Below are 22,415 nucleotides of genomic sequence, written 5' to 3' on the forward strand. Positions count from 1 at the left end.
AAATTTGGAATCCTACGTTGATTATAAGCTTCCATTTTTACTTATGTCAAACCATTTTTTGAATTTTATAACAATTTAACAAACCCTCGATTATCCTAATGAATATTTAGATGTTCAACAATAATAATTTCATCCATTCCAGTCAAGATTTATTGAATCAGAAAGGAAAAGATGATTCTTTTTTTCTATACTAGGATAGAATATCATCCAAAATCAGGTTTTCTTAAAAATGCATTACTCTACTCTTTTTCTGTCGAGAATTTTGTATTTCCTTCAAAAAGATATTTTCCTTTTTTAAAGTTTATATCTTTTTCTATGAAAAATTATAATCCATTAATAACATTGAAATCATTTCATTACGAACCTCTATTACAACAGGTTAAAGACTTAGGGAATAAAAATCCCACCCGAAGGTTTTAATAGGTTCATTAAATATATTTAATTATTACCGATATATAAAACATGGTTAATATATAACACGGGGAAGGAATAAACAAAGATGAATAAACTTAGTACAAAAATAGGTTTTGTTCTATTAACAGGCATGACAATTGCATTAATTGGAAGTTTACTGTTGATGTATAAAAGTACAAATGATACGGTTGAGAAAACAATCGCTATGAGCAGCTTAGATATAGCAAGCAACATCTCTCAAGGAATAGATCCGACATCTTATGCTGATTTTTTGGGTAATCAATCCGAAACCTCTACATATTGGGAGATACGCAAACAGTTAGACGATTATAGACAAAAAACAGGAGCATTGTATGTATATACATTGGGGATTAACGAAAGTAGCGAAAAAGTTCATATACTTATAGATGGTCTGGGTAAGGGAGATGAAAAAGCATCTCCCATTTTAACACCCGCAACCGCAACTTCATATCAAGATGTAGAAAGTGTCATGAAAGGAAACGTCTCTACCACTTCCATCGTTCATGATCCTGAATATGGTGACTATTTATCCGTTTTTGTTCCCATAAAGAAAGGGGACGAGATCATTGGAATACTTGGGGTTGATATTGATGCAAGCAAAGTCGATGCTACGGCCAACAAGGTTCTGGGCGGGATCCTTCCCTTGGCCATAGTAATCAATGTAATTTTAATGGCGATCGCAGTGGGTGCCTTAATATGGTTCTTGACTAGAAAGCTAAGCCCCCTTCTCAAGGTCAGCTTGGCTGCAAAGGAAATTTCAAATGGGAACTTATTAACAGCCAATAAACTGATTAGTAACATAAAAGTAAATGGGAATGACGAAATCAAGGTTTTAGTTAAATCCTTTGAAGAGATGATTACCAATACTATTATGATCGTCAACTCCATGAAAAGCTCATCATTCCGGCTTTTGGAGTCATCCAGTGAAATCGAACACAAAATCAAAGAAATGGATACTAGCACACAATATATCGTTGATGGCATTCAGCAAGTGGCAGGTGCTGCGGAAATACAATTGCACAGAAGTGAAGAATCATCGAAGGTCATTGAGGAAATGACCATCGGTATACAAAGAATTGCAGAAGCTTCTTCAGAAGTCAGCGAACAGACAAATCATGTTTCAACAAGAATGTCCATTGGAAATAAAGATATAAATGAACTCTCAAATCAAATTCTTCAAGTAAAAGATGTGATGCTGCAAACAAGTTCTAAAATAAAGAAATTGGACGAACAAGCAAATGAGATTGTGAATATTGTACATTTAATTACGGGGATTGCCGAGCAAACAAACCTGCTATCCCTAAACGCGGCAATTGAAGCTGCCAGAGCCGGTGAACAGGGTAAAGGTTTTGCAGTGGTATCGAACGAGGTACGAAAATTGGCAGTAGGTACGAAGGAATCTGCAATCAATATACAAGAGTCCCTACTGCATTTTAAGACCATCATAAATGAGTCAGTGAAAATGATGGAAACAGGAACTAACGAGGTAGAGGAAGGAACAAAATTTGTCCTGAATACAAGAGAAACTTTTAAACAGACTATAAAATCTTTTGAGCATGTTAATGATCAGATTCAAGAAATATCAGCCATTACAGAGCAAATGGCAGCAAGTTCTCAGGAAATCAATGCTTCGATAGAAGATTTTGCAGGGTTAACAAAGGAAACTGCAGTGGCTTCAAAACAAGTGGCACAATCCACCGATCAACAAGCGAAATTCATGGAGGATATATCCTTATCAACCTCCTCGATGGTAAAGCTCGCTAAAGACCTGGAAACATCTGTTGAACAGTTTAACGTGTAAGCATCTTGAACCACTCTTCTATTACTATATTAAGAAAGGGATTTTGCTATTCATGCAAAATCCCTTTCTTATATTTTACTTAGTTGATTTTAGTTTCAAATTACCTTCATAAGGTATATATGTTCCACTGTTATCGTTATGTCTTTCCCATCTTTATCTTTACCGATTCGTTTATAAGTTAATTTATTTTCAGTAAGCTCTGTAAGTTCAAGAACTGCGCCATACTTATTTTCACCTTGTGAAAAAGGGCCTTATCTTATTTCCATGAACGACATCGTAAAAGCCGTAAGCACCACGGCTTTAACCGGTTTTACCATCAAAAAATTCATATCTCGATGCTTCAGCATTCGCTAGACTTATAAAGTTTGCGTTTTCCTTTGTTAAGACATCATTATTCTTATCATAAACATTAAACCTTGCCAATTCGTGCCACATTTCCTGTCCTGTAGTTAACTTATTTTCCGTATTTACTCTCTTTAGCAGCTTGTTCATGCTCTGAGCACTTTGATTGTCTTCGGCGTTTGTGTTGCATCCTGTTAAAGCCAATGTAACCCAAGTAGTATAGCTGATGAAATTTATATTTTTTTGTTCATTTTTTTGTCTCCTCTATATATTATGGCTCTCTCTAAACAATTTCTTAAAAAATGATTAACTTATTTATAAACTTTCTTAATGTTTATAAAAAGATCCCGCCACCTTCGTGACGGGTCATAAAACATGCTTTTTAAACATTAAAGCGATACCCTGCTCCCCAAACGGTTTCCAAAAATTTTGGATGTGCAGGATCTCTTTCAATTTTTTCACGTAGTTTCCTGATATGGACGGTGACAGTAGAAACATCTGCAGCCGATTCCAATCCCCAAATATTTTCATAAAGCTGTTCTTTGCTTAATACTTGATTCGGATGCATGACAAAAAACACTAAAGTATCGAATTCCTTTGTTGTAAACGGGACCACTTCCCCATTTATGTGAACTCTGCGAGCTGACTTATCTATAGAAATCCCATGAACATAGATTGAATTAGATTTGGGGTGACTTCCCGCTAAACGTTCATAACGCGCTAAATGCGCTTTCACTCTTGCAACTAGTTCACTTGGACTAAAGGGCTTTGTAATATAATCATCTGCCCCTAAACCAAGTCCCCGAATTTTATCAATATCTTCCTTTTTGGCGGATACAAGCAATATCGGTATATTATGGACTGCACGTATTTGTTTGCATATCTCGAATCCATTCAATCCTGGTAGCATGATGTCTAAAATGATTAAATGATAATTTCCTTGAAGGGCGTGTTGGAGACCTGCATCACCTGTATGTTGAATATCAACACTAAAATCATTAATCTCCAAATAGTCCCTTTGCAATTCAGCAATGCTGACTTCGTCTTCAATAAGTAATATCTTTTTCACATTTCCTCACCTTTCTTCATGGAAAAGTAGACACTTGTACCCTTTCCTATCTCGCTAGTAGCCCAAATATCTCCTCCATGCTCGCCGATAATTTTTTTTGCAATCGCAAGCCCTAAACCACTTCCACCTGTCTGAGAATTTCTAGATTGCTCAGCACGATAAAAGCGGTTGAAAATATAAGGCAAAGCAGAAGATTCTATTCCATATCCATTATCTGTTACTTGCACGACTACATCATATATTCCTTCATGCAGAGAAATGGAAATGTGTTTTTCATCTTTATTCATATACTTTACACAATTACTGATTAGGTTGGCCATTACCCGTTTTAGTTTCTCTCTATCCGCTGTCACGTATATCGGTTTATGCAGCTGTTGAAGTTCAATCTGGATTCCTTGTTGAAGTAAATCCAGCTGAAGTTCATCTACGTAGTCTTTTAAATACTTATCCAGTCTGACCGTTTCAAATGTGAATGGTTCCTTTTTTAGATCCAGCTTGGAAAATAAAAATAATTCATCTATCAATGAATCCATATCTCTTGCTTTTAGGTATACAGTCGATAAATACTTGTCCATTTTCTGCGGGGTGTTTGCTACTCCGTCTTTTATCCCCTCAACATATCCCATAATCGAAGTGATCGGTGTCTTCAAATCATGAGAAATATTGGATAGAAGTTCTTTGCGATTTTCCTCATACTGAAGCTGAAGGTTTACGGACTCTTTTAACTTTTTTCTCATTTCCTCAAATTCCCTATTCAATTGTCCAATTTCATCATTCGAAGTCGCTTTGATTTCAAAGTTTAAATCTCCTGATTTTATACGCTCTGCGCCTTCTTTAAGTATTGAGATAGGTTTGATGATGCTTCTTGAAACTAAATAATTTAAAAGTCCAATAATCATTACAAACAGTAATAACAATAGCGCGAATAAAATGGGAAATGACTCGCGGGTCAGCTCGGCATAGGAGCTTGCCTTTCTCAATACAAAAATACTTCCTTCACTTTCATCAGAAAAATAAAAATCAAACTTCACATATGTGAAAAAAGAGTCTTTCATTTTGATTGTGTCCCGCGTATTGATGTTCGTTTCTTCGAACATGGGAAGTGATTGAACCAAGCCTAGCTTATCAAGTGTGGGGGACTTATACTCAATGTTATTCCCTTTTCTAACGACGATCTTAATATCTCTATGGTCAATCTTCTCCAGCTGTTCTTCGTTCAGAAGCTGATCTGGATTATTTTTTGCCAAAAGCTTTAAATCGAGAAACACACTTTCTTCTACTGCAGTCAAAGGTTTTTGGAGATAGGATTTTTTGTATAAATGTTCTATCGATTTTATATCACCTGTTATTGCAAAAGTAAGTAAAAATCCAGCAGCTAAAAATAAAGTGATGGAAATAAGAATTACGCCAACGTAGGACAACAGAAACCTCATTTTAATTGACAAATATTTCACCCCATATCGATCTTTCGATTACTCTTTTATAGGTTCACCGTTTATCTGAACAATGTTTCCCACGATATTTCTTATGCTTAAAAAAACATATCACACAAATCTTAAAATTTTCTAAAATACATAGAAAAAATTCTACTATTGTCGGTCTACTGTTCTTTAATGATTAAACGTTCCAGTTTTTTCAGAATTCGCACCATTCCCGCCGACTATATGCCAAGCCTCCTCGACGGAAGTTTTCTCTCGAATCTCGCCTGGCTAGTTTTTTGTTAAAATATTGGATTCTTCATCCCACCATTTATAATAATGGAATGGTTTCTAAATTATCCCAGATTTAAATAATGCTGCACTTCAATGGTTTAATTAATAACTATACTTTCATTTTGATGTATTATCTTAACAAAGATACGAAATAAATGAGTGATAAACCATTATAAATAAAGAAAAAGCGAACTTCCCCTTAAGGATAGTCCGCATTTTCTTAATATTTAAGAAGAGTTCACCTGTTCTTCTCATTCATTTGGTGAAACGATCATTTGGTCATCCAATCTAATATCGTCAATCGACCAAAACCAATTATTTTTCGCATTATACATTCTCCATTGTACTGTCATCGAAGAAGCATTTTCAGGAACCTTAATGGATTTAACTTCATACTTATTCAAAACATGTCCATTTTTATTATCGGAAGCAGCTTTATTGTCATAAATGAGAACCTGTTGTTTTTCCCCATTATCAAAGACAGCAGTTACTTCAGCTGTTTGCGTTCCTTCTTGTTTATAATGGGATGCAAATCCTAAATATAGATCTTTTGCACCCTCAACCTTTACGGAAAGTGAAGTCAATGTACTATCAAAAAAACCTTTTGATGATGGTGAACCGTTATCATCCCATTCATCAGGGTCCGCTACAGCTATAACACCTTGACCAAGCTCAAATTTGTTGCGATCTTGGTCTTCTGCTTTTGTCCAAAAGTCCTTTGTAGTGAAACTCCAACCTTGCCACTCCATTGTACCGGCTGGCATATTGGGGCTATTTGTAATCGACCAGCCGATAGGGACTGCATGACTCCAACTGAGAATAGAACTTGGAATGTTTTCATTCACTGCTGGCTTCAATACAGACTCTAATTGATCAAAGCTTTCTCCAAGCAACATGTTCACGAATACATTTATATTGGTGGATCCGATTTTCTGGCCACCCTCGTAAGCAGTAATCGTGAATTGCGATGAACCGGAATTTTCCTTACTAGCTGTAGCTTTAATTGGAAATATTTTTTCTTCAGTTCCTGAAAGTTCATAATCAAGTTCATTGTGTTCCATACTCCAACCTTCAGGTGCATCAACTTTAATTTTCCCTTTCACACTGCCTTTTCCATAATTTTTCATCTTCACTTGGAGCGTAGTCGATTCACCTGCCTTTACTAAAGAAGGAGAAGCTTGTGCAGAGACCATTTCCAGGGCTTTTGTCTGGCCTTCAGCCAGTAACACCTTTTTACTGCTATTGTTAAATGAATCTAGTGCTTGTACCTGAATTTCATAATCCGTACCTGGCTTAAGACCAGCTACAGGGAACTCTAAATTCTTTGGAATAGGATCCATATAGAATTCAGAAAATGCAATGAAGTCCGCGTCTAACTCCCCTGTTTCCTTGTTTTTGGATGTAATGTGGTAAGAATGTACGAGCATGTTATCTTTTGCCTGTGGAAATGTAACATTTAAACTTTTTAGTGTCGATTTTTCTTTTACAATCGAAACCTTGTCTTTAACTGCAAAAACCGGTGGTAACTGATCTCGATCGTCTGTATATGCAAAGTTATTTTTTTTAGAATGATTTTTGATCACCCATGGTTTTCCTGTCCAATCGTCTTTATGAAAGTCACGTTTTTTAATGACAACTTCATTATTATAGACTTCTACAATCATACCTTGACTAATATCCCGATATCCTTCTGGGTGAAACCCTTGAAGTTTGCCCGGCTCTAATTCCAAATAACTTACAGAAGACGTGCCAACAGACGTAAAGTCTTTTTGATGAATCGTTCTAGGGTCTTCAAGTGGATAATGAGAATGGCCTGAAAATGTAATAACTTGTGGATGTTTCTTTAATGTATTATATAAAAGTTCTTTATTTTCCTGAGTTCCCCATAAGTCACTTCCATACACAGTGTCTTTAATGTGTTGATGAAGAAAAACAAAGATTGGTTGGTCCGGATTCTCTTTTTCTGCTGCCGCTAACTTTTCTCCTAACCAGTTAATTTGATTAACGGAATATAAACCATGCGTATTACCATTTTCCGGACTTAACGCAATAAAATCATATCCATTTACTTTTTTATGATAGTAAAGAGAATCCATTCCTGTTTTCTCGAGAAAACGATTTTGTGCATTTTCTACTGAAAGTCCATTCCAATAATCATGGTTTCCCATTGTAAACATGGATTGGACATCGCCTTGTTTCTTCTCATTATAAATGGAGAAGAACTTATCATATTCAGTAGCGTATCCATAGTCCGTTAAATCCCCAACGACGACAAAAGCATCCTGTTTAGGCGCAGCTTTGTTTAATTGATCCATGGCGGTTCTAAACTTATTCATATCAGCAGTTGACCCATCATCTATATGTACATCACTGATTACAGGAAAAACGAGCTCCGGTTTACGTTTATTATCTGAATTTGAAGCTTCCGAGAATGCTTGTACACTTGATAAAGAAGTTGTTAATCCTACCGTTACAATGGTCAACATTGCAGCAAATTTATTTTTCGCTTTCAAAATCAATTCCTCCCATTTATCGTATAGACGCTTTAATTATGTAAGTATTTTGCAAAAAGATAAATATCCTCCTTATTTTTTATTTTTTTATAAATTCTTCCAATAAAATAGTAACTTTACATTATTAATACAATATAGGACCCGTGTAATTTAATTATTAATAAAACAAAAAACAAAAACCTATCGCCAATATTCCTTCCGCTCACTTAAAGTGACTATGAGGGAAAAGTTAAGATAATTTTCCGCTGGTAGAGCACCAAGCAGTTCAATCAGTTTGGTCTTGTTTGGCTTCGGATTTTTCCATTTTCAGCAGCATACTCGCTGGTGAAATTGCCAGTTGCATTGCTATCGAACGCCTCCGGTTTGTTTTCCACTTGCAAGCAATTGCTCCAGTCAGTTTTTATCGGACGATAGATGGGATTGGCTTGAGGCCTTCAATGGCCATCCTTTTCAATTTTTTATGATAGTATAATTGAATCAATGAAGTCCTACTTACATTGAAGCGATTCGTTTTCTTGCTTCCCAAACGTCACGGATTTTCATATCTATTTTTCCTTTATTAGTTTTGTAATTATCATGATGCCCTCCCCAAATTGATCCTTATTCTAAGTTTTCTAATGATAAATACTAATGAACCTATCCATTATAAAACTGACTATAAAAGTATGAAACTATTCATAAAACCGTTTATTGTTGAGATTACATAATTTTTTAAAAGAGGAACCCAGCCCTATCCGTTATCCCGTTCCATTGATTATCCAAGTATTCTAAAAAAATATTTCTAAAATGCCCTTGCAATAATAAGAGATCCTTGTTATATTACAGTCAATTAAATATTTTCTTACTTCATACTTTTTGAAGTGAGGATAGAGGAGCAAAGACCAATAGTACACATTTTGAGGAGAATGAGATCCTATGATTATTGTGGAAAGGGGAATTTGCCGAAGCGGAAAGAATCTCATGTTCTTGAAGCTGGTTCTGCTATTGAATAAATGCAGGACTGTCATATAGGAAACTATATGGAGGGCTATCTTATGCGCGGAAACATTTTATTTGAAAATATTGTTTCTACTGCAGCAGCGAATCCTCGTTGTTGCTTTTTTGCGTTTTTTCCTGATTGGCCCTAACCACCTCTGAATTTTAAAAAAATTATACAAAAGGGTGTGAAGTTATGAATTTTGGCCAAGTATTAACCGCAATGGTTACCCCGTTTAATCATAATGATGAGGTTGATTTTAATGCTACGAAAACTTTAGTTAATTATTTAATTGCCAATGGTTCTGATGGATTGGTAATAGCCGGTACAACTGGAGAGTCTCCTACATTAACTGCAGAAGAGAAAGTAGATTTATTCAAAATGGTTGTAGAGATTGTTGATGGAAGAGTACCAGTCATAGCTGGAACTGGCTCAAATAACACGAAAGCTTCTATCAGCTTAACAAAACAAGCGGAGGCAGCAGGAGTCGACGGAATCATGCTTGTTACCCCATACTATAATAAGCCGTCTCAAGAAGGATTATTCCAGCACTTTAGTGCTATTGCCCATTCAACAACATTACCGGTAATGCTTTATAATATCCCAGGGCGAAGTGGTGTGAACATGTCAGTAGAGACGATTGTCAAGCTCTCGAAAATCAATAATATCGTGGCAGTAAAAGAAGCAAGTGGTGACTTGGATGCCATGGCACAAATCATCAGCAAAACAACTAGCGATTTTACATTATACAGCGGCGATGATGGGTTAACATTACCGGTTTTAGCCATCGGTGGAACAGGTATTGTTTCAGTTGCTTCACACATAATTGGTAATGAAATGCAAGAAATGATCAATAGCTTTAAAAATGGTGATGTCCAAGGTGCTGCAACCGCACATCGCAACCTTCTTCCAATTATGAAAGCATTATTTGCTGCACCAAGCCCAACACCGGTAAAATCAGCATTGAATATGCGGGGGTTAAATGTTGGCGGGGTCCGCTTACCATTGGTCCCTTTAAACCATGAAGAAAAAAGAGCACTACAAACGGCTTTACAAACGAGTAACACAGAAGCAATTTTATTAAGTAAATAAACTTAATGATTCATTAAGTGACTCTTCAATATCGATTTTCTGATTAAAAACCATAATTAACGGACGAAATTTACAAAAGCAGTGCAAACTTCGAATGAAGTGTACTGCTTTTTATACTTTACGGATCAGTACTTAAACTAGTTGAGCAATAGTAATAGCTTTATCGATTAAAATTTTGAACAAACATTATAGTTCACCATAGAATAATGGCCTATGTTCTCTTTTAGCAATGGCTTTTTTTTGACAAGTTTTTTATCCCCCCCCCCTTTTATCTCATGTCCTTAGTTGCTTTCCTTCTATTTTGCTGCAGACTTGTATGGTTCCAAAATTCCATTTTTGTATTCCTTCTTCTACTTTTCACTCCATCACGTTTTATCAAAAAAACGTTCGAAAAGTGTACTTTTACGAACCTACCGCTTTCATAATTAGATAAATAAAGATGATCAATAAAAAGACCTAGTCGTTAATCTAGGCCTTTTTATTGATCATCTAGCAAATCCTTGCTACATCAAGGTTGTATGAAATCCTGAATAAACGATAAAAAACGACTAAGAACCAAACCCCTGATAAACATGGGTTTGGCTTTTCAGTAACTATGTTAACTAGAATCTTCTGCAACGGCATCTGTTACTACAAAATCGGCAAGGATCTACAATTACCGTCACGTCGAACGAATGAATGCTGGTATTTCCAGAAGCATCGGTAGCTTTACAAATGACCGTTGTCGTACAAGGAGGAAAGAAAGAACCAGAAGCTGGTGTACACACAACCGTAACCCCAGGACAGTTATCGCTCACTAAAGGATCAAAGTGAACGATTGCCCCATTTGAACATCGGTCATTACAAACCGTGAAGTCGGCAGGACCTTTAATCACTGGCGGTTCAGTATCTTTTACTGTTACTGTAAACGAACAACGAGCGCTTATATTCCCAGCAGCATCCGTAGCTCTACATATTACCGTAGTTGTTCCAACAGGAAAGAACGATCCAGAAGGTGGGGAACAAACAGATGTTACTCCAGGACAGTTATCATTTACAGTTGGCGGTGGATAGTTTACTATCGCCCCACAAGCACCAGGGTCATTATCCTGAGTGATGTTACCTGAACAGATGATGGTTGGCCGTTCATTATCTATTACTGTTACTCTAAACGAACAAGGAGCGCTTGTATTCCCAGAAGCATCCGTGGCTGTACATGTCACCATAGTTGTTCCAACAGGAAAGAGCGATCCTGAAGGTGGGGAACAAACAGATGTTGCTCCAGGACAGTTATCATTTACAGTTGGCGGTGGATAGTTAACAATAGCTCCGCATACACCCGGGTCATTACCCTGAGTGATGTTACCTGGACAGATGATGGTTGGCGGTTCATTATCTATTACTGTTACTCTAAACGAACAAGGAGCGCTTGTATTCCCAGAAGCATCCGTGGCTGTACATGTCACCATAGTTGTTCCAACAGGAAAGAGCGATCCTGAAGGTGGGGAACAAACAGATGTTGCTCCAGGACAGTTATCATTTACAGTTGGCGGTGGATAGTTAACAATAGCTCCGCATACACCCGGGTCATTACCCTGAGTGATGTTACCTGGACAGATGATGGTTGGCGGTTCGACATCGTTTACTGTGACCGTAAAGGAGCATTCTGCAGTTCCTCCACAGATGTCAGTAGCAGTGCAAGTGACGGTGGTTTCACCCACTGGAAATAGGGATCCAGAAGCAGGGCTGCAGCTAAAATTCACTCCAGGACAGCTAGTACTTACAGTTGGCGGTGGATAGTTAACAATAGCTCCGCATACACCCGGGTCATTATTCTGAGTGATATTACCAGGACAGCTGATGGATGGGATCCGTTCAAGGTCGCTTATGTTTCCAAATATATCTTGACTGTTATTGCTCCGAGTGTCAGTCCAAACTGAGATCAACTTTTCCGGTTCCGGCAAATCTGGAGGAATGAAGGCCGAAAAGATATAATCGCCTATAAATGTGCTCGGATTACCAAAGGTAGGATCGGCGTTAGGGTCAAAAGAAGCGTCTGTTATCCGTGTATTTGTAAATGTGGCTCCACCATTAGTCGAAACTGCTAAAAAAACATCTAGAGAAGTAGATGATTCCCGGTTTGTATAGTAAATCACGGTTACGGTGCCGCTACATGGGGAAACTGCTACAAACGGGAAAAAATTTTGGGTATTCTCAGGACTATTATCAACACGTATTGGGGCTGACCATGTGGCTCCGCCATTATCGGAGAAAGACAAAAGGATATGAGCATTTGTTGTACCGTAAGCCTGCCATACGGCATACACTCTTGCGAAGTTTGCAGAACCAAAACATTCTGATCTATCAACCGCAAGAAAAGAAAAGGTTGGGACACGGAATGCCCATGAAGGAACTTCTGCAGTTAGAGTATTAGGAACTCGTACAATAGCACTGACATCAACAGTGGGACCGAATGTTACCCCGCCATCATCTGATCGGCGAATTCGAAACGTGGCGTTAGTGAAATCTCCCTCAATCCAAGCAACATATACTTCTCCATTCGGACCTACTTGAACATTTGATCCTTGTACAAAGGGGGTAGGTGCTCCTGCAATTACCCCTGAGATTGCAACTGGTGGCAGCCATGTTAATCCACCATCTACAGATCTTTGAAGTAAAATTTGTGAGGTTTGTGGACTATTAGCAAACCTTGTATAGCTAATATAGGCATTCCCTACAAACGGACTTGTTGGTGTCTTGTCGAAGGCAAGATATTCTTTATCATCCAAGAAATTGTTATTTATTCCAGAAACATTAATGGCATTAGAAAAAGTTGCTCCATCGTCAACTGACCGATAAACAATAATGGATGCCCTATCTACTGTTGCTGAAACCGGTTGAACAGCGATGCCAGCTAATAACCACCTATTGTTTAGATCGGCGTCTATGATTGGGTCGCTAGTATTTCTAAATCCTGCTGGGACTGGGAGAAACGAAGTCGTGAATGTGGCACCTCCATTAGTGGATCGATATAACCCAAATTGAGGAAATCCATTTGCAAGCGTATAGGCGTGGGAAGCAGCAATGATTGACGATGGATTATTCGGATTGACCCCTACAGTAGGCTCATTTTCGGGCCGTCCATTTAATGTTGAGATTCGAAAATCTGTTGTGTCCACTTGCTGTATTGATATCAATGAATTATCTTCATTTTCCCCATGTTCTTCATTTGGTTCTATAATTTGTTGTATTGGTGGTGCACTCGATATTTTAATTAAACTTTCTTCCGACATTCAGAATACCACCTTTCTAAAAGTTTTTCGCTCCCAGCAAACTGCGTAGATTCACAAAGGCTGCTAGTTGAATCCGTAACATTACAAGTTGGCATTGGCGAGCATTTATATGTTTGTAAACGTCCTATATCCTATGAAAATATTAAACAAGCTGTTTGTACTTATGAAGGAAGCTTCTAATTTTTTTAAAACTTTTTCAAAAACCTGATATATTGGGTTTCTAAAAGGCTTGGTTCCTATAACATCTGATTATGTGAACTAGCACTTTTTCGTAAGTTGAAGAAGAAAAATCAAAAGCATTGTTTAACTGAGTCTATTTTAAAGAAGTAACAATCAAAAAAGTCCCGTTCGTAAAAGTGTACTTTTACAAACGGGACTTTTTTGCTATATGGGTAAAACTGTTGAATATTTGATTTCTCTGAGAGCTAGGCTTGTCTGAATTCTTGTTATGCCTAGGTTATTTAGCTTTCTAATGAACATTTCTAATTCCTTGCGTTCTTTGTTAGCCACTTTTAAAAGATAATCATACTCACCTGTTAAACAATGGCACTCTAATACTTCTGACATAGATGCTAATGCCTTCTCCAAAACTTCCAGCTTCTCAGCTTGATGTATATTTGTATTAATAAAAATAAAACATAATAAATCAAAACCAAGCTTCTCCTGGTTTAAAATTGCCACTTGTCCATTAATAAATCCTTCATTTTCCAAACGTTTTATCCTGGAATGTATAGCTGGTGGAGATAACTTCACACGCTTTGCAAGCTCAGTATTACTTAACTGTGCATCCTTTTGCAGTAAATCTAAAATTTGAATATCAACATTATCCAGAACCTTACTTATGATAGATTCCACTTAAAGTCACCCCTTTTACGATTATTCCAAAAACGGTATCATCCCAACAGCAAAACTTCATTTAATTCTGTATATCAGTAATATTTTTTAATATTATTTTAAGTTTCTTCTATTATACAAAATAATATATAAAACGACGAACTGAAATGTTAAAATTATTAATAATTAATTATGAAAATTGAAATGTCATTGTGCACAATGGCTTCGATCTTTTTTCACTTAAACTGTGAAAGATGAGGAGCAATAGGATATGCAATATTATTATTTTTCGTTATTACTTTTAACAAGTTTATTATGGGGTGGAAACTTTGTCATAGGAAAATCGCTTGTCGGTCATGCTTCTCCGATGACGTTGACGTGTTTAAGGTGGATCATTGCTATTAGTTGTCTTTTGCCAATTGTATTGTGGAAAGAAAGAAAGTTATTTCCCCCTCGAAATGCAATCCTTCCTTTGTTTTTAATGGGATTTACCGGTGTGGTTCTATTTAATCTATTACAATTTGCTGCATTAGAGAATACCTCCGCCACTAATGTTGGATTAATATCAACATTAAACATGATTTCAATTGCCGTTTTTTCATTTTTCTTTTTAAAAGAAAGAATAAATATTCTCCAAATGTGTTCGATGTTTTTTTCGCTTATTGGCGTAATGCTTGTACTTTCAAAAGGAAATATTGATCTATTTCTTTCATTACGATTTAATGCAGGTGATTTATATATGATGACTGCTGTATGCGTTTGGGGAATATATTCCGTTTGTAGCAAATGGGCAATGATAACAACAACACCCATGATGTCTACATTATATTCCGGTATATTTGGACTAATGGTTCTTCTCCCATTTAATTTTTCTAATTTTACAGTGTCAAATATAAATACTTCTTTCATACAATCTATTTTATATACAGGCGTCATCTCAACTGTAGCGTGTATGGTACTTTGGAACATTGGTGTACAAAAATTAGGTACAACAACATCAGGTATTTTCTTGAATTTTAATCCTATTTTCACTGCAATTTTAGCCTTTCTATTATTAGGTGAAAAAATGACGTGGGTTCAAGGAATTGGTACTGGTATTGTAATTATAGGCTGTTATTTGTTCTCACATTTTAAAGCGAAGGTGATTTTCAAAAAGAATTCTAGACAATCGCAGATTCAAGCTTGAATTTTTTCAAAGTCTATTAACGTAATCTCTCTCGTATATATCATTAAAGCCTGATCCAAGGTGGATACAGGCTCGTTTGTTCAAAAACTTTCCGAATTAGATATCAATAAAAAAGTGCTAATTTTCACATGTTACATACTTGCGATTCGACATCTTTTTGATACTTTCGTAAGCATTTAGAAAACTGCTTTTTTCTTGTCTTCTACTGTACGGGTTGCCTTTGCAGTCTCGACTGCTATATCATGGAGTGGCAAATATGAAGTCCAAACAAGTGTATAGAAAATTATTCACCGGGAATTTCGTTCTTTCTGTAAAATCGTGAATCTTATTTTTAGCAATATCAAGCATATCGGAAATCTACCTTTCTGAAAATTATCTAAAATCTACCAGGGGCAACTCCAGCCAGCTTACATTCATACTTTCACCCAGGCTAATAACACAAATGATGAGCATAATGGGAAAAACAATCATAAAAAAAAACACCCTTCCTCAAGATTGGCTTCAGATTTTAGACAAAAGGCATTCGGAAAAATAAAATCCGAATGCCTTTTATGAATTTACTCGCATACCATCCTTTTTTGGCTCTTCGAAAATACAGTCGCGAGATTAATGGATAATTTTTAAGGGATTACTTAGTTTGAACCAGGACAATTTCGTCAATAATAGGAATCTCTCTTTTTAATAAAGATAAGAGAGTGTCTTCGATTGTATTGTCGATTTCACAAATGGTTATGGCAGCACCATTGATTTTGGATCGCTCATTGGCCATTCGGGCTATATTGAACCCCTTTTGATAAAGAATATCAGATAATTCGGCAATCACCCCTTTTTGGTCGGAATGGCGAATCACAAGTGTTGGCCGTTCTCCTGAAAATTTAAATGGATATTCATCGAATTCCTGAACCTCCACTTTACCACCGCCTAAAGAGCTGGCCAAAACCTTTACTGTACGTGTGGCCCCTGTCAATTCTACAAGGACTGTATTCGGATGATAGCTTCCAAGCACCCTTTTCGTGAATTCATATTGTAAGCCATTTTCTTCAGCAATTTGTTTGGCATTTGGAATGCCATCATCCATCGTAGAAAACCCCAGAACTCCGGCTAATAGTGCCAGGTCTGTTCCATGACCTTGATAGGTTTCGGCGAAGGATCCCATCAGCGAGAACTTTGCATATAATGGATTTTCGTTTAATAGCTGGCGGGCAATATTCCCGATTCGGACAGCACCCGCTGTATGGGAACTCGAAGGGCCAACCATTACCGGTCCGATGATTTCATACGCACTTTGGTATTTTGCAGGCCCGCCGCCACTGTTTTTTCCGCTTAGAATCTGCTTCTTTAATTTTTGTCCAGTCGGTGTTCCAGCGAGTCCGCCTATCCCGGTTTCCCTCAACGATTCGGGCATTTGCTGTCCGACTTCATGCATCACATGAATCACTTCATCCGGTGGAATGACGCTTGCTATTCCAGCTAAAGCCATATCTGCAGCAGCTTGTGCGGTAATTGCATGTAAACCGTTGCGGATGATGCATGGGATTTCCACCAACCCAGCAACCGGATCACATACCAACCCCAGTGAATTTTTCAAAGCAATTCCCACGGCATTTCCAACCTGCATGGGTGTTCCACCGGCAAGCTCTACTAGGGTGCCGGCAGCCATTGCGGTTGCAGAACCGATTTCAGCTTGGCAACCGCCGGCTGCCCCTGATATCGAAGCCTTATTTGCAACAACCAAGCCAAGGGCAGAGGCAGTGAATATTGACTGTACTATTTGCTTTCGGGTAAAATTCCCGCTGTCAAGGGCGTGAACAAGGACAGCTGGCAAGATTCCCGCGGACCCAGCTGTTGGCGTCGCCACAATCCGCCCCATTGCAGCATTTACTTCAGATACCGCAAGCGCATTTGCAGCAGCATTCAATGTTCTGGGATTGACATAGGAATTCCCGTTACTGGCATACTGATAAAGACGGTTTCCATCCCCTCCCGTCAAACCAGTACGCGACATGACAGGACTCATTGTACCTCTGCGGACGGCCTCCTCCATTACAGTAAATTGTTCCGACATTTTTTCTGTAATCGTCTCCCTGGAACAACCTTTCTGTTGTACCTCTGTTTTGATCATCAATTCCGAAATCGTTGTATTCTCCTGCTCTGCTAGTTCAATTAACTCTTTCAAATTGGTAAATGACATGTGATCACTCCTTAAGGAAGAAGGTTCCTACGCCGTAAGCATAAGAACCGAACCCTTCTCCCCTTCTTTACTTCTGTCCAAAATATTCTGCAACTACAGCTGCCATTGCTTTTGCTGCGATGATCAGGCTGTCCTCATTAATGACAAACTTAGGATGATGATGAGGATAAACCGGACCATCCTCCGGCTTTGCTCCAACATAAAACATACTGCCAGGAATCTTTTGCAAATAGTAAGCAAAATCCTCCGACCCAGACATTGGCGGTGTTTCCAATAACGCTTTGATTTCAGGAATTCCGGCCTTATTAATTCCACTTACAACCAGTTCCGTCATGGCATCATCATTCACTAAAACAGGGTAATCATGTGAGTATATTAGGTCATAGGTAATATCAAACTCTTGAGCAAGCCCCGCTAAAATTCGCTTGAATTCAGTTTCCACTGTAGAACGAACTTCACTGGACATGGTCCTAACATCTCCCTCAAGTTCCACGCTGTCCTTTATAACATTAAATGATCCCTTTCCATCAAACGAGCCAATCGTTACTGTCGCCATATCAAAAGGATTGATTCGGCGACTGACGATCGTCTGGGCTGCAACAACAAAATGGCTTGCTGCGACAATACTGTCATTGCTTGTATGCGGCATCGAACCATGTCCGCCTTTTCCTTGGATTTTCACCTTGAAATACGAGCGTCCGGCCTGCATTTCTCCAGCACGATAAGAGACTTCCCCTGTCGCCGATAGGGACATAAGGTGAATGCCGAAAATACTATCCACACCTTCCAAGCATCCATCTTCAATCATTGCAATTGCTCCACCAGGAGGCGTTTCTTCTGCGGGCTGATGCAAGATAACAACGTTTCCCCTTAATTGATCTTTTATTTCGATCAATGCTTCGGCTAGGATCATTAAATAGGCAGTATGGCCATCATGACCGCATGCATGCATAACACCTGGATTACTCGATTTAAATGGGACATCTGCCTCTTCCATAATTGGCAGTCCATCAAAATCAGCACGAAGGGCAACCGTTTTACCTGCGAGTCCGCCTTCGATTGTCACAACCACTCCATAACCGCCAACATTTGTCCGTATTATTACATTTTTATCTTTATAAAAATCAGCAATGAATTGAGCCGTTTTTTCTTCTTTAAAAGATAATTCAGGATGTTGATGGAGATATCTGCGAATTTCTATCATTCTTTCTTTTTTCTCTTCAAGTTTTTGCATTAGTTGATCTAACATCATATTCCCCTCCTACTATTTTTCTGTTTTAACGGTAAGTATTACTAGACCGCATATTACAACGGCTATTGCCAAGGTGATGAATACGATAGAAAACGATCCACCGGCCATAGAAATTAAAGCACCGAATGCCATTGGAGCAATAAAGCCCCCAAGCGTTCCACCCGTATTGACGATCCCGATGGATGACCCAATTACTTTCTCAGGTAAAATCTTGTGCGGCCAAGAGAAAATCCCCACAAAGATCGTAGTTAATAAAAATGTAAGCACATATAAGAAAGCAATGGAAAGGGCCAATGAATTTGAAAATACTAAACCAAGAAACAACAAGGATGAAACTACCGAACAGCACAATAGCAGTAACTTTTCCTTACCAGCAAAATACTTTGTCAATAATACCCCTGCAAATATGGAGGCTATCGTTCCACCAATAGCGTTCACTGCCAGGATTATCCCAACCGTACTAATGGATAGTGTAAATTTTGTCTTTAAGAAGGTTGGCAGCCATGACATATTTCCATAAAAAGCTACATTCGCAAGCAGCATAGCAACGAATAAAATAATTACATTTCGATTGGAAATCACTGATTTAAAACTAACTTGTTTCTTTTCCGTTTTCGTTTTGGCAGTTGGATGGCTATTAGGTACCAAAAGGGCAACCAAAAGTAACGAGATCGCAAACATTGTCCCCAGTGCATAGTAGGCATAATGCCAATTCAAGTCAATCAGCCTGGCCCCGATCACAAAAGCCAAAATTCCGCCAATTCCACTCGTTGACAAAATGAGCGATTGAACAAAAGTCCGTCTTTTTTTCGGGAAATTTTCGGCGATTCCTTTTGAACAGCTTGGAGGGTAGCCTGCATGGCCAATACCAGCCAAGAAACGAATCAAAATAAACATCAATAAGCTTCCAGCAAGGCCAAATGCGAATGAAAATATTGTAATAAGCGAAAGCGAAAGCATTAGTACCTTTTTATATCCAATCTTATCTGCGAGCCATCCCCCAGGTATCTGCATTAACGAATAACCCAGGAAAAATAAACTCATGATCAAACCGGTTTGACTTGTGGTTAGATGGAATTGTTCAGCAATTGGAATAATTGCAGTCGAAATCATGTTTTTGTCCATGTAAATCATGGAATAACCAGCCATTAAAGCTGTAGTCAACAAAACTCCACCGGTATTTTTTTCGTTTGATACCGAAAGTTTTACTTCACTTTGCTTCTTAATCGTTCCTTGAGAAACAGACATAAAAGGCTACCTCCGCAATAATATTTATGTAATCGCTTTCTTGTCTTCATTATAAATATTTTAAGTATTGAAAACATTCCAATCATTGTCGAAAACATACCCCTTCATTTGTCCTTTTTCGATACTCGGCTTCACCGGACAACAAAAAAAGACCATTAAGTTTTAACCTAATGGCCTAATTTCAAAGAGATGAATGGCATTTAACGTCAAAGTGGATTGTAAAAAAAGCTCCGAATCAATGTTTTCCTCATAAATTTGCAAATCTGGATAAGCTCGCTGCTTAAGATAGGTAATGATCTCCTGGTCATAAATATACTGCTGATTGAGATTGAGCCAATTAAAGTAAAATGCACCGTTATTTCTATCGAGAATGTGTTTGCGAATTTGATATGTACCAGAAGGCAGCCCTGAAATCATGATTCTCTTTTCCTTGGTTAAGGAGCGCAAAAAGAAACCTTCGACAGAATAAGTGGGATTAACATAGGAATTGTTATAAATGGCCAATTGGTACCCTTGTTTCCCCTTCGTCAGTACAAAGTCCTCACCTTCGGCTAAAATCTCCAGTCCTATTTTCGCCATTAATTGCATGTTAAAAAACGCCGGACGTTTTATTTGATAATAATAAAGCAGGGCAATTCCATTCATTGCAATATTTTCATTATCTATATTGCTTTTTTCTAATGAATGGGTATCAATCCAAAATCCTAAACCGGAAATCTCTTTTATAATATCAAGCATATCTTTAAAAATGAGAGCTGAACGAAAAAAAGTTCCACTTAAATTTACTGTATTACCGTAGAGTGTATTCCAGTTTGTCAGGTAAATTGGTGTGCCAGCCAAGCCAGCTGACAAAAGCTTTGCTTTTAATTCGATACACGATTTCTTTATATAATCTTTTACTCCCTTAAAGGAGCTGTTATCCATATCGGTAAAATCAACTTGTTCATTTGGATTGCAGCTAAAACAAACCAGGTCAATTTGATCCATTTGCTTTAAAAATTCAGTAACAGGGACTGATAATCCTTTTTCTAAGGAAAAAGGCACTTGAACTCCGACCTTTGCGGTGGAAGCCCTCTTCTTCACAGTTTGGAAGTATTGTTGATAAAAAGTCCGCGCTTCTTGATCCCACTCCGAGAAAACCAATTCAAATTGCCATTTTCCGACAAAGGCATCGCCAAAATAACTGACAGCATGCCGTAAAAAGTCATCTAGCATCTTTAAATAACCCGGGCAGCTAACGACTTCCTTTTCAATATCCACACTTATGAATGGAACTAAACCCAGCCTTTGAAACTCGTTAAATAAAGCATCAATCTTATAATACGGCCCACCTATTTGTAAAAGCGGGTCGATTGTCGTAAATGTGGGGGAAAATAGGTTCGCGAAATAGGCATATTCAAAATGGAGCCGCTCCTGAATAAGCTTTAATTCTGCTTGAACCTCTTCATTTAAGGCATATTCCAACTGTCCAATCACCAGTAATCGCTGAGCTTTCTTCCTCACAAGAACTGGCTCTTGCGGCAGGTTGATATGTACGGCCGAAACTCCAGATTCTTTCACCTTAACACTTTGGTCCGTTTGCGAAATATACTTGCTCAATTCAATTAAAAAGTCCGGCGAATTCACCAAGGTATATTGTTCGCTTATATTATTCACTTCCTGGAAAGGTTCTTTTTTGTGAAGACCTCGATATTCGGCAGGTGTTTGATTGTACATTTCCTTAAATGCCTTGTTAAAAGCTTTCACATTTGGAAAACCATTATTTAACGAGACTTTCATAATGTTATGATCGGTATATAACAGCTCATGAACAGCCGATTTCAAACGGATTTGTTTTACATATTGTGAAAAACTCACACCAACAGACTGTTTGAAATAACGGGACAAATAGTATAAGGATAAATATTGCCGTTTGGCAATCTCCTCAAATGACATCTGTTTGCGATAATTTTTTTCAATAAAAGTTAGGATATCCCTAATTCTTTCATCCTTCATTTCATTAAATCGATTCTGCCCAAGATGTGTCGTTTTGAAATTCCGGATCAGGAGTGTAACTAACTTGTAAATCTGGCTCTTGATTTCGAGTTCACTTCCATCCAGCTCTTGGTAATGTGCGATCAAAATTTCAGCCAAGAGTTGACGGATTTGGTCAAAAAGAAGATATAACCCGTTATCCTCTTTGGATGAATGGCAGTCAAAATAACACACATGAATATCCGGATAATGCTGCCCGATGGAATCAAGGGGAATTTGCAGCAATAGAACTACATTATCTTCATGACCCTTTACGGTATGGACATCATTAGCATTAATAAGCAGAAGATCATTTTCCGCCAAGTGAAAAGAATCTTGATTGACCATCACCTCAATTTCTCCCCGGATAACGAAAAGAATTTCAATTCCTAAATGGATATGCTGTGAGTGATGGCGAATATTTTGCAAACTGATTTGGTAAGAATCTTCCATTAATGATTCAGACATGAACATTCACC

At 37.8% G+C, this 22,415-nt stretch carries 12 protein-coding genes, 1 pseudogene and 1 riboswitch; of the genes and pseudogenes, 3 read left to right on the top strand and 10 right to left on the bottom strand.

Annotation, left to right across the window (positions count from 1 at the left end; translation table 11 throughout):
- The first annotated feature begins 499 nt into the window (after nucleotides 1-499).
- A complete protein-coding gene (locus ACQKNS_RS19460) occupies nucleotides 500-2,236 on the top strand; it encodes a methyl-accepting chemotaxis protein (RefSeq protein WP_427644925.1) in 1,737 nt (578 codons plus the stop codon).
- A 75-nt stretch (nucleotides 2,237-2,311) separates the two neighbouring features.
- Here ACQKNS_RS19460 and ACQKNS_RS19465 read toward each other — a convergent pair.
- From ACQKNS_RS19465 to ACQKNS_RS19480, 4 genes and pseudogenes are all read right to left on the bottom strand, one after another.
- Nucleotides 2,312-2,644: pseudogene (locus ACQKNS_RS19465) on the bottom strand (DUF4822 domain-containing protein); the annotation flags it as partial.
- Between the two features lie 316 nt (nucleotides 2,645-2,960).
- Nucleotides 2,961-3,647, bottom strand: coding sequence for a response regulator transcription factor (locus ACQKNS_RS19470; RefSeq protein WP_427644926.1), 687 nt, complete (start codon nucleotides 3,645-3,647; stop codon nucleotides 2,961-2,963).
- Nucleotides 3,644-5,092, bottom strand: coding sequence for an ATP-binding protein (locus tag ACQKNS_RS19475; RefSeq protein WP_427644927.1), 1,449 nt, complete (start codon nucleotides 5,090-5,092; stop codon nucleotides 3,644-3,646). The genes ACQKNS_RS19470 and ACQKNS_RS19475 overlap by 4 nt, the downstream gene beginning before the upstream one ends.
- Before the next feature lie 518 nt (nucleotides 5,093-5,610).
- Entirely contained in the window at nucleotides 5,611-7,872 is a 2,262-nt protein-coding gene (locus ACQKNS_RS19480; RefSeq protein ID WP_427644928.1) for a metallophosphoesterase, read from the bottom strand.
- A gap of 859 nt (nucleotides 7,873-8,731) precedes the next feature.
- A riboswitch (Lysine riboswitch) is annotated at nucleotides 8,732-8,910 on the top strand.
- A 133-nt stretch (nucleotides 8,911-9,043) separates the two neighbouring features.
- On the opposite strand from ACQKNS_RS19480, the gene dapA reads away from it, so the two are divergent.
- Complete coding sequence (dapA, locus tag ACQKNS_RS19485) at nucleotides 9,044-9,940, top strand: 4-hydroxy-tetrahydrodipicolinate synthase (protein ID WP_427644929.1); 897 nt, start codon at nucleotides 9,044-9,046, stop codon at nucleotides 9,938-9,940.
- Between the two features lie 602 nt (nucleotides 9,941-10,542).
- Here the strand turns inward: dapA and ACQKNS_RS19490 are convergent.
- Both ACQKNS_RS19490 and ACQKNS_RS19495 read right to left on the bottom strand, forming a co-directional pair.
- Entirely contained in the window at nucleotides 10,543-13,212 is a 2,670-nt protein-coding gene (locus ACQKNS_RS19490; protein ID WP_427644930.1) for an HYR domain-containing protein, read from the bottom strand.
- Nucleotides 13,213-13,596: 384 nt separating this feature from the next.
- Nucleotides 13,597-14,067: an Lrp/AsnC family transcriptional regulator gene (locus ACQKNS_RS19495; protein ID WP_427644931.1), complete on the bottom strand. Its 471-nt coding sequence runs from the start codon at nucleotides 14,065-14,067 to the stop codon at nucleotides 13,597-13,599.
- A gap of 250 nt (nucleotides 14,068-14,317) precedes the next feature.
- On the opposite strand from ACQKNS_RS19495, the gene ACQKNS_RS19500 reads away from it, so the two are divergent.
- Nucleotides 14,318-15,232 (top strand): DMT family transporter, encoded by a 915-nt coding sequence (locus tag ACQKNS_RS19500; protein ID WP_427644932.1) that lies wholly within the window; start codon nucleotides 14,318-14,320, stop codon nucleotides 15,230-15,232.
- A 628-nt stretch (nucleotides 15,233-15,860) separates the two neighbouring features.
- Here the strand turns inward: ACQKNS_RS19500 and sdaAA are convergent.
- The 4 genes from sdaAA to ACQKNS_RS19520 all read right to left on the bottom strand — a co-directional run bounded on the left by sdaAA (nucleotide 15,861) and on the right by ACQKNS_RS19520 (nucleotide 22,404).
- Nucleotides 15,861-17,423: an L-serine ammonia-lyase, iron-sulfur-dependent, subunit alpha gene (sdaAA, locus tag ACQKNS_RS19505; RefSeq protein WP_427644933.1), complete on the bottom strand. Its 1,563-nt coding sequence runs from the start codon at nucleotides 17,421-17,423 to the stop codon at nucleotides 15,861-15,863.
- Between the two features lie 67 nt (nucleotides 17,424-17,490).
- On the bottom strand, nucleotides 17,491-18,672 hold the full coding sequence (locus ACQKNS_RS19510; RefSeq protein WP_427644934.1) for an amidohydrolase: 1,182 nt from the start codon (nucleotides 18,670-18,672) through the stop codon (nucleotides 17,491-17,493).
- Between the two features lie 15 nt (nucleotides 18,673-18,687).
- Nucleotides 18,688-19,923, bottom strand: a complete 1,236-nt coding sequence (locus ACQKNS_RS19515; protein ID WP_427644935.1) for an MFS transporter — start codon at nucleotides 19,921-19,923, stop codon at nucleotides 18,688-18,690.
- Nucleotides 19,924-20,085: 162 nt separating this feature from the next.
- Entirely contained in the window at nucleotides 20,086-22,404 is a 2,319-nt protein-coding gene (locus ACQKNS_RS19520) for a helix-turn-helix domain-containing protein (protein WP_427644936.1), read from the bottom strand.
- Nucleotides 22,405-22,415: the final 11 nt, after the last annotated feature.

This window comes from Peribacillus sp. NPDC094092, assembly GCF_050279365.1.
GTDB lineage: Bacteria > Bacillota > Bacilli > Bacillales > DSM-1321 > Peribacillus.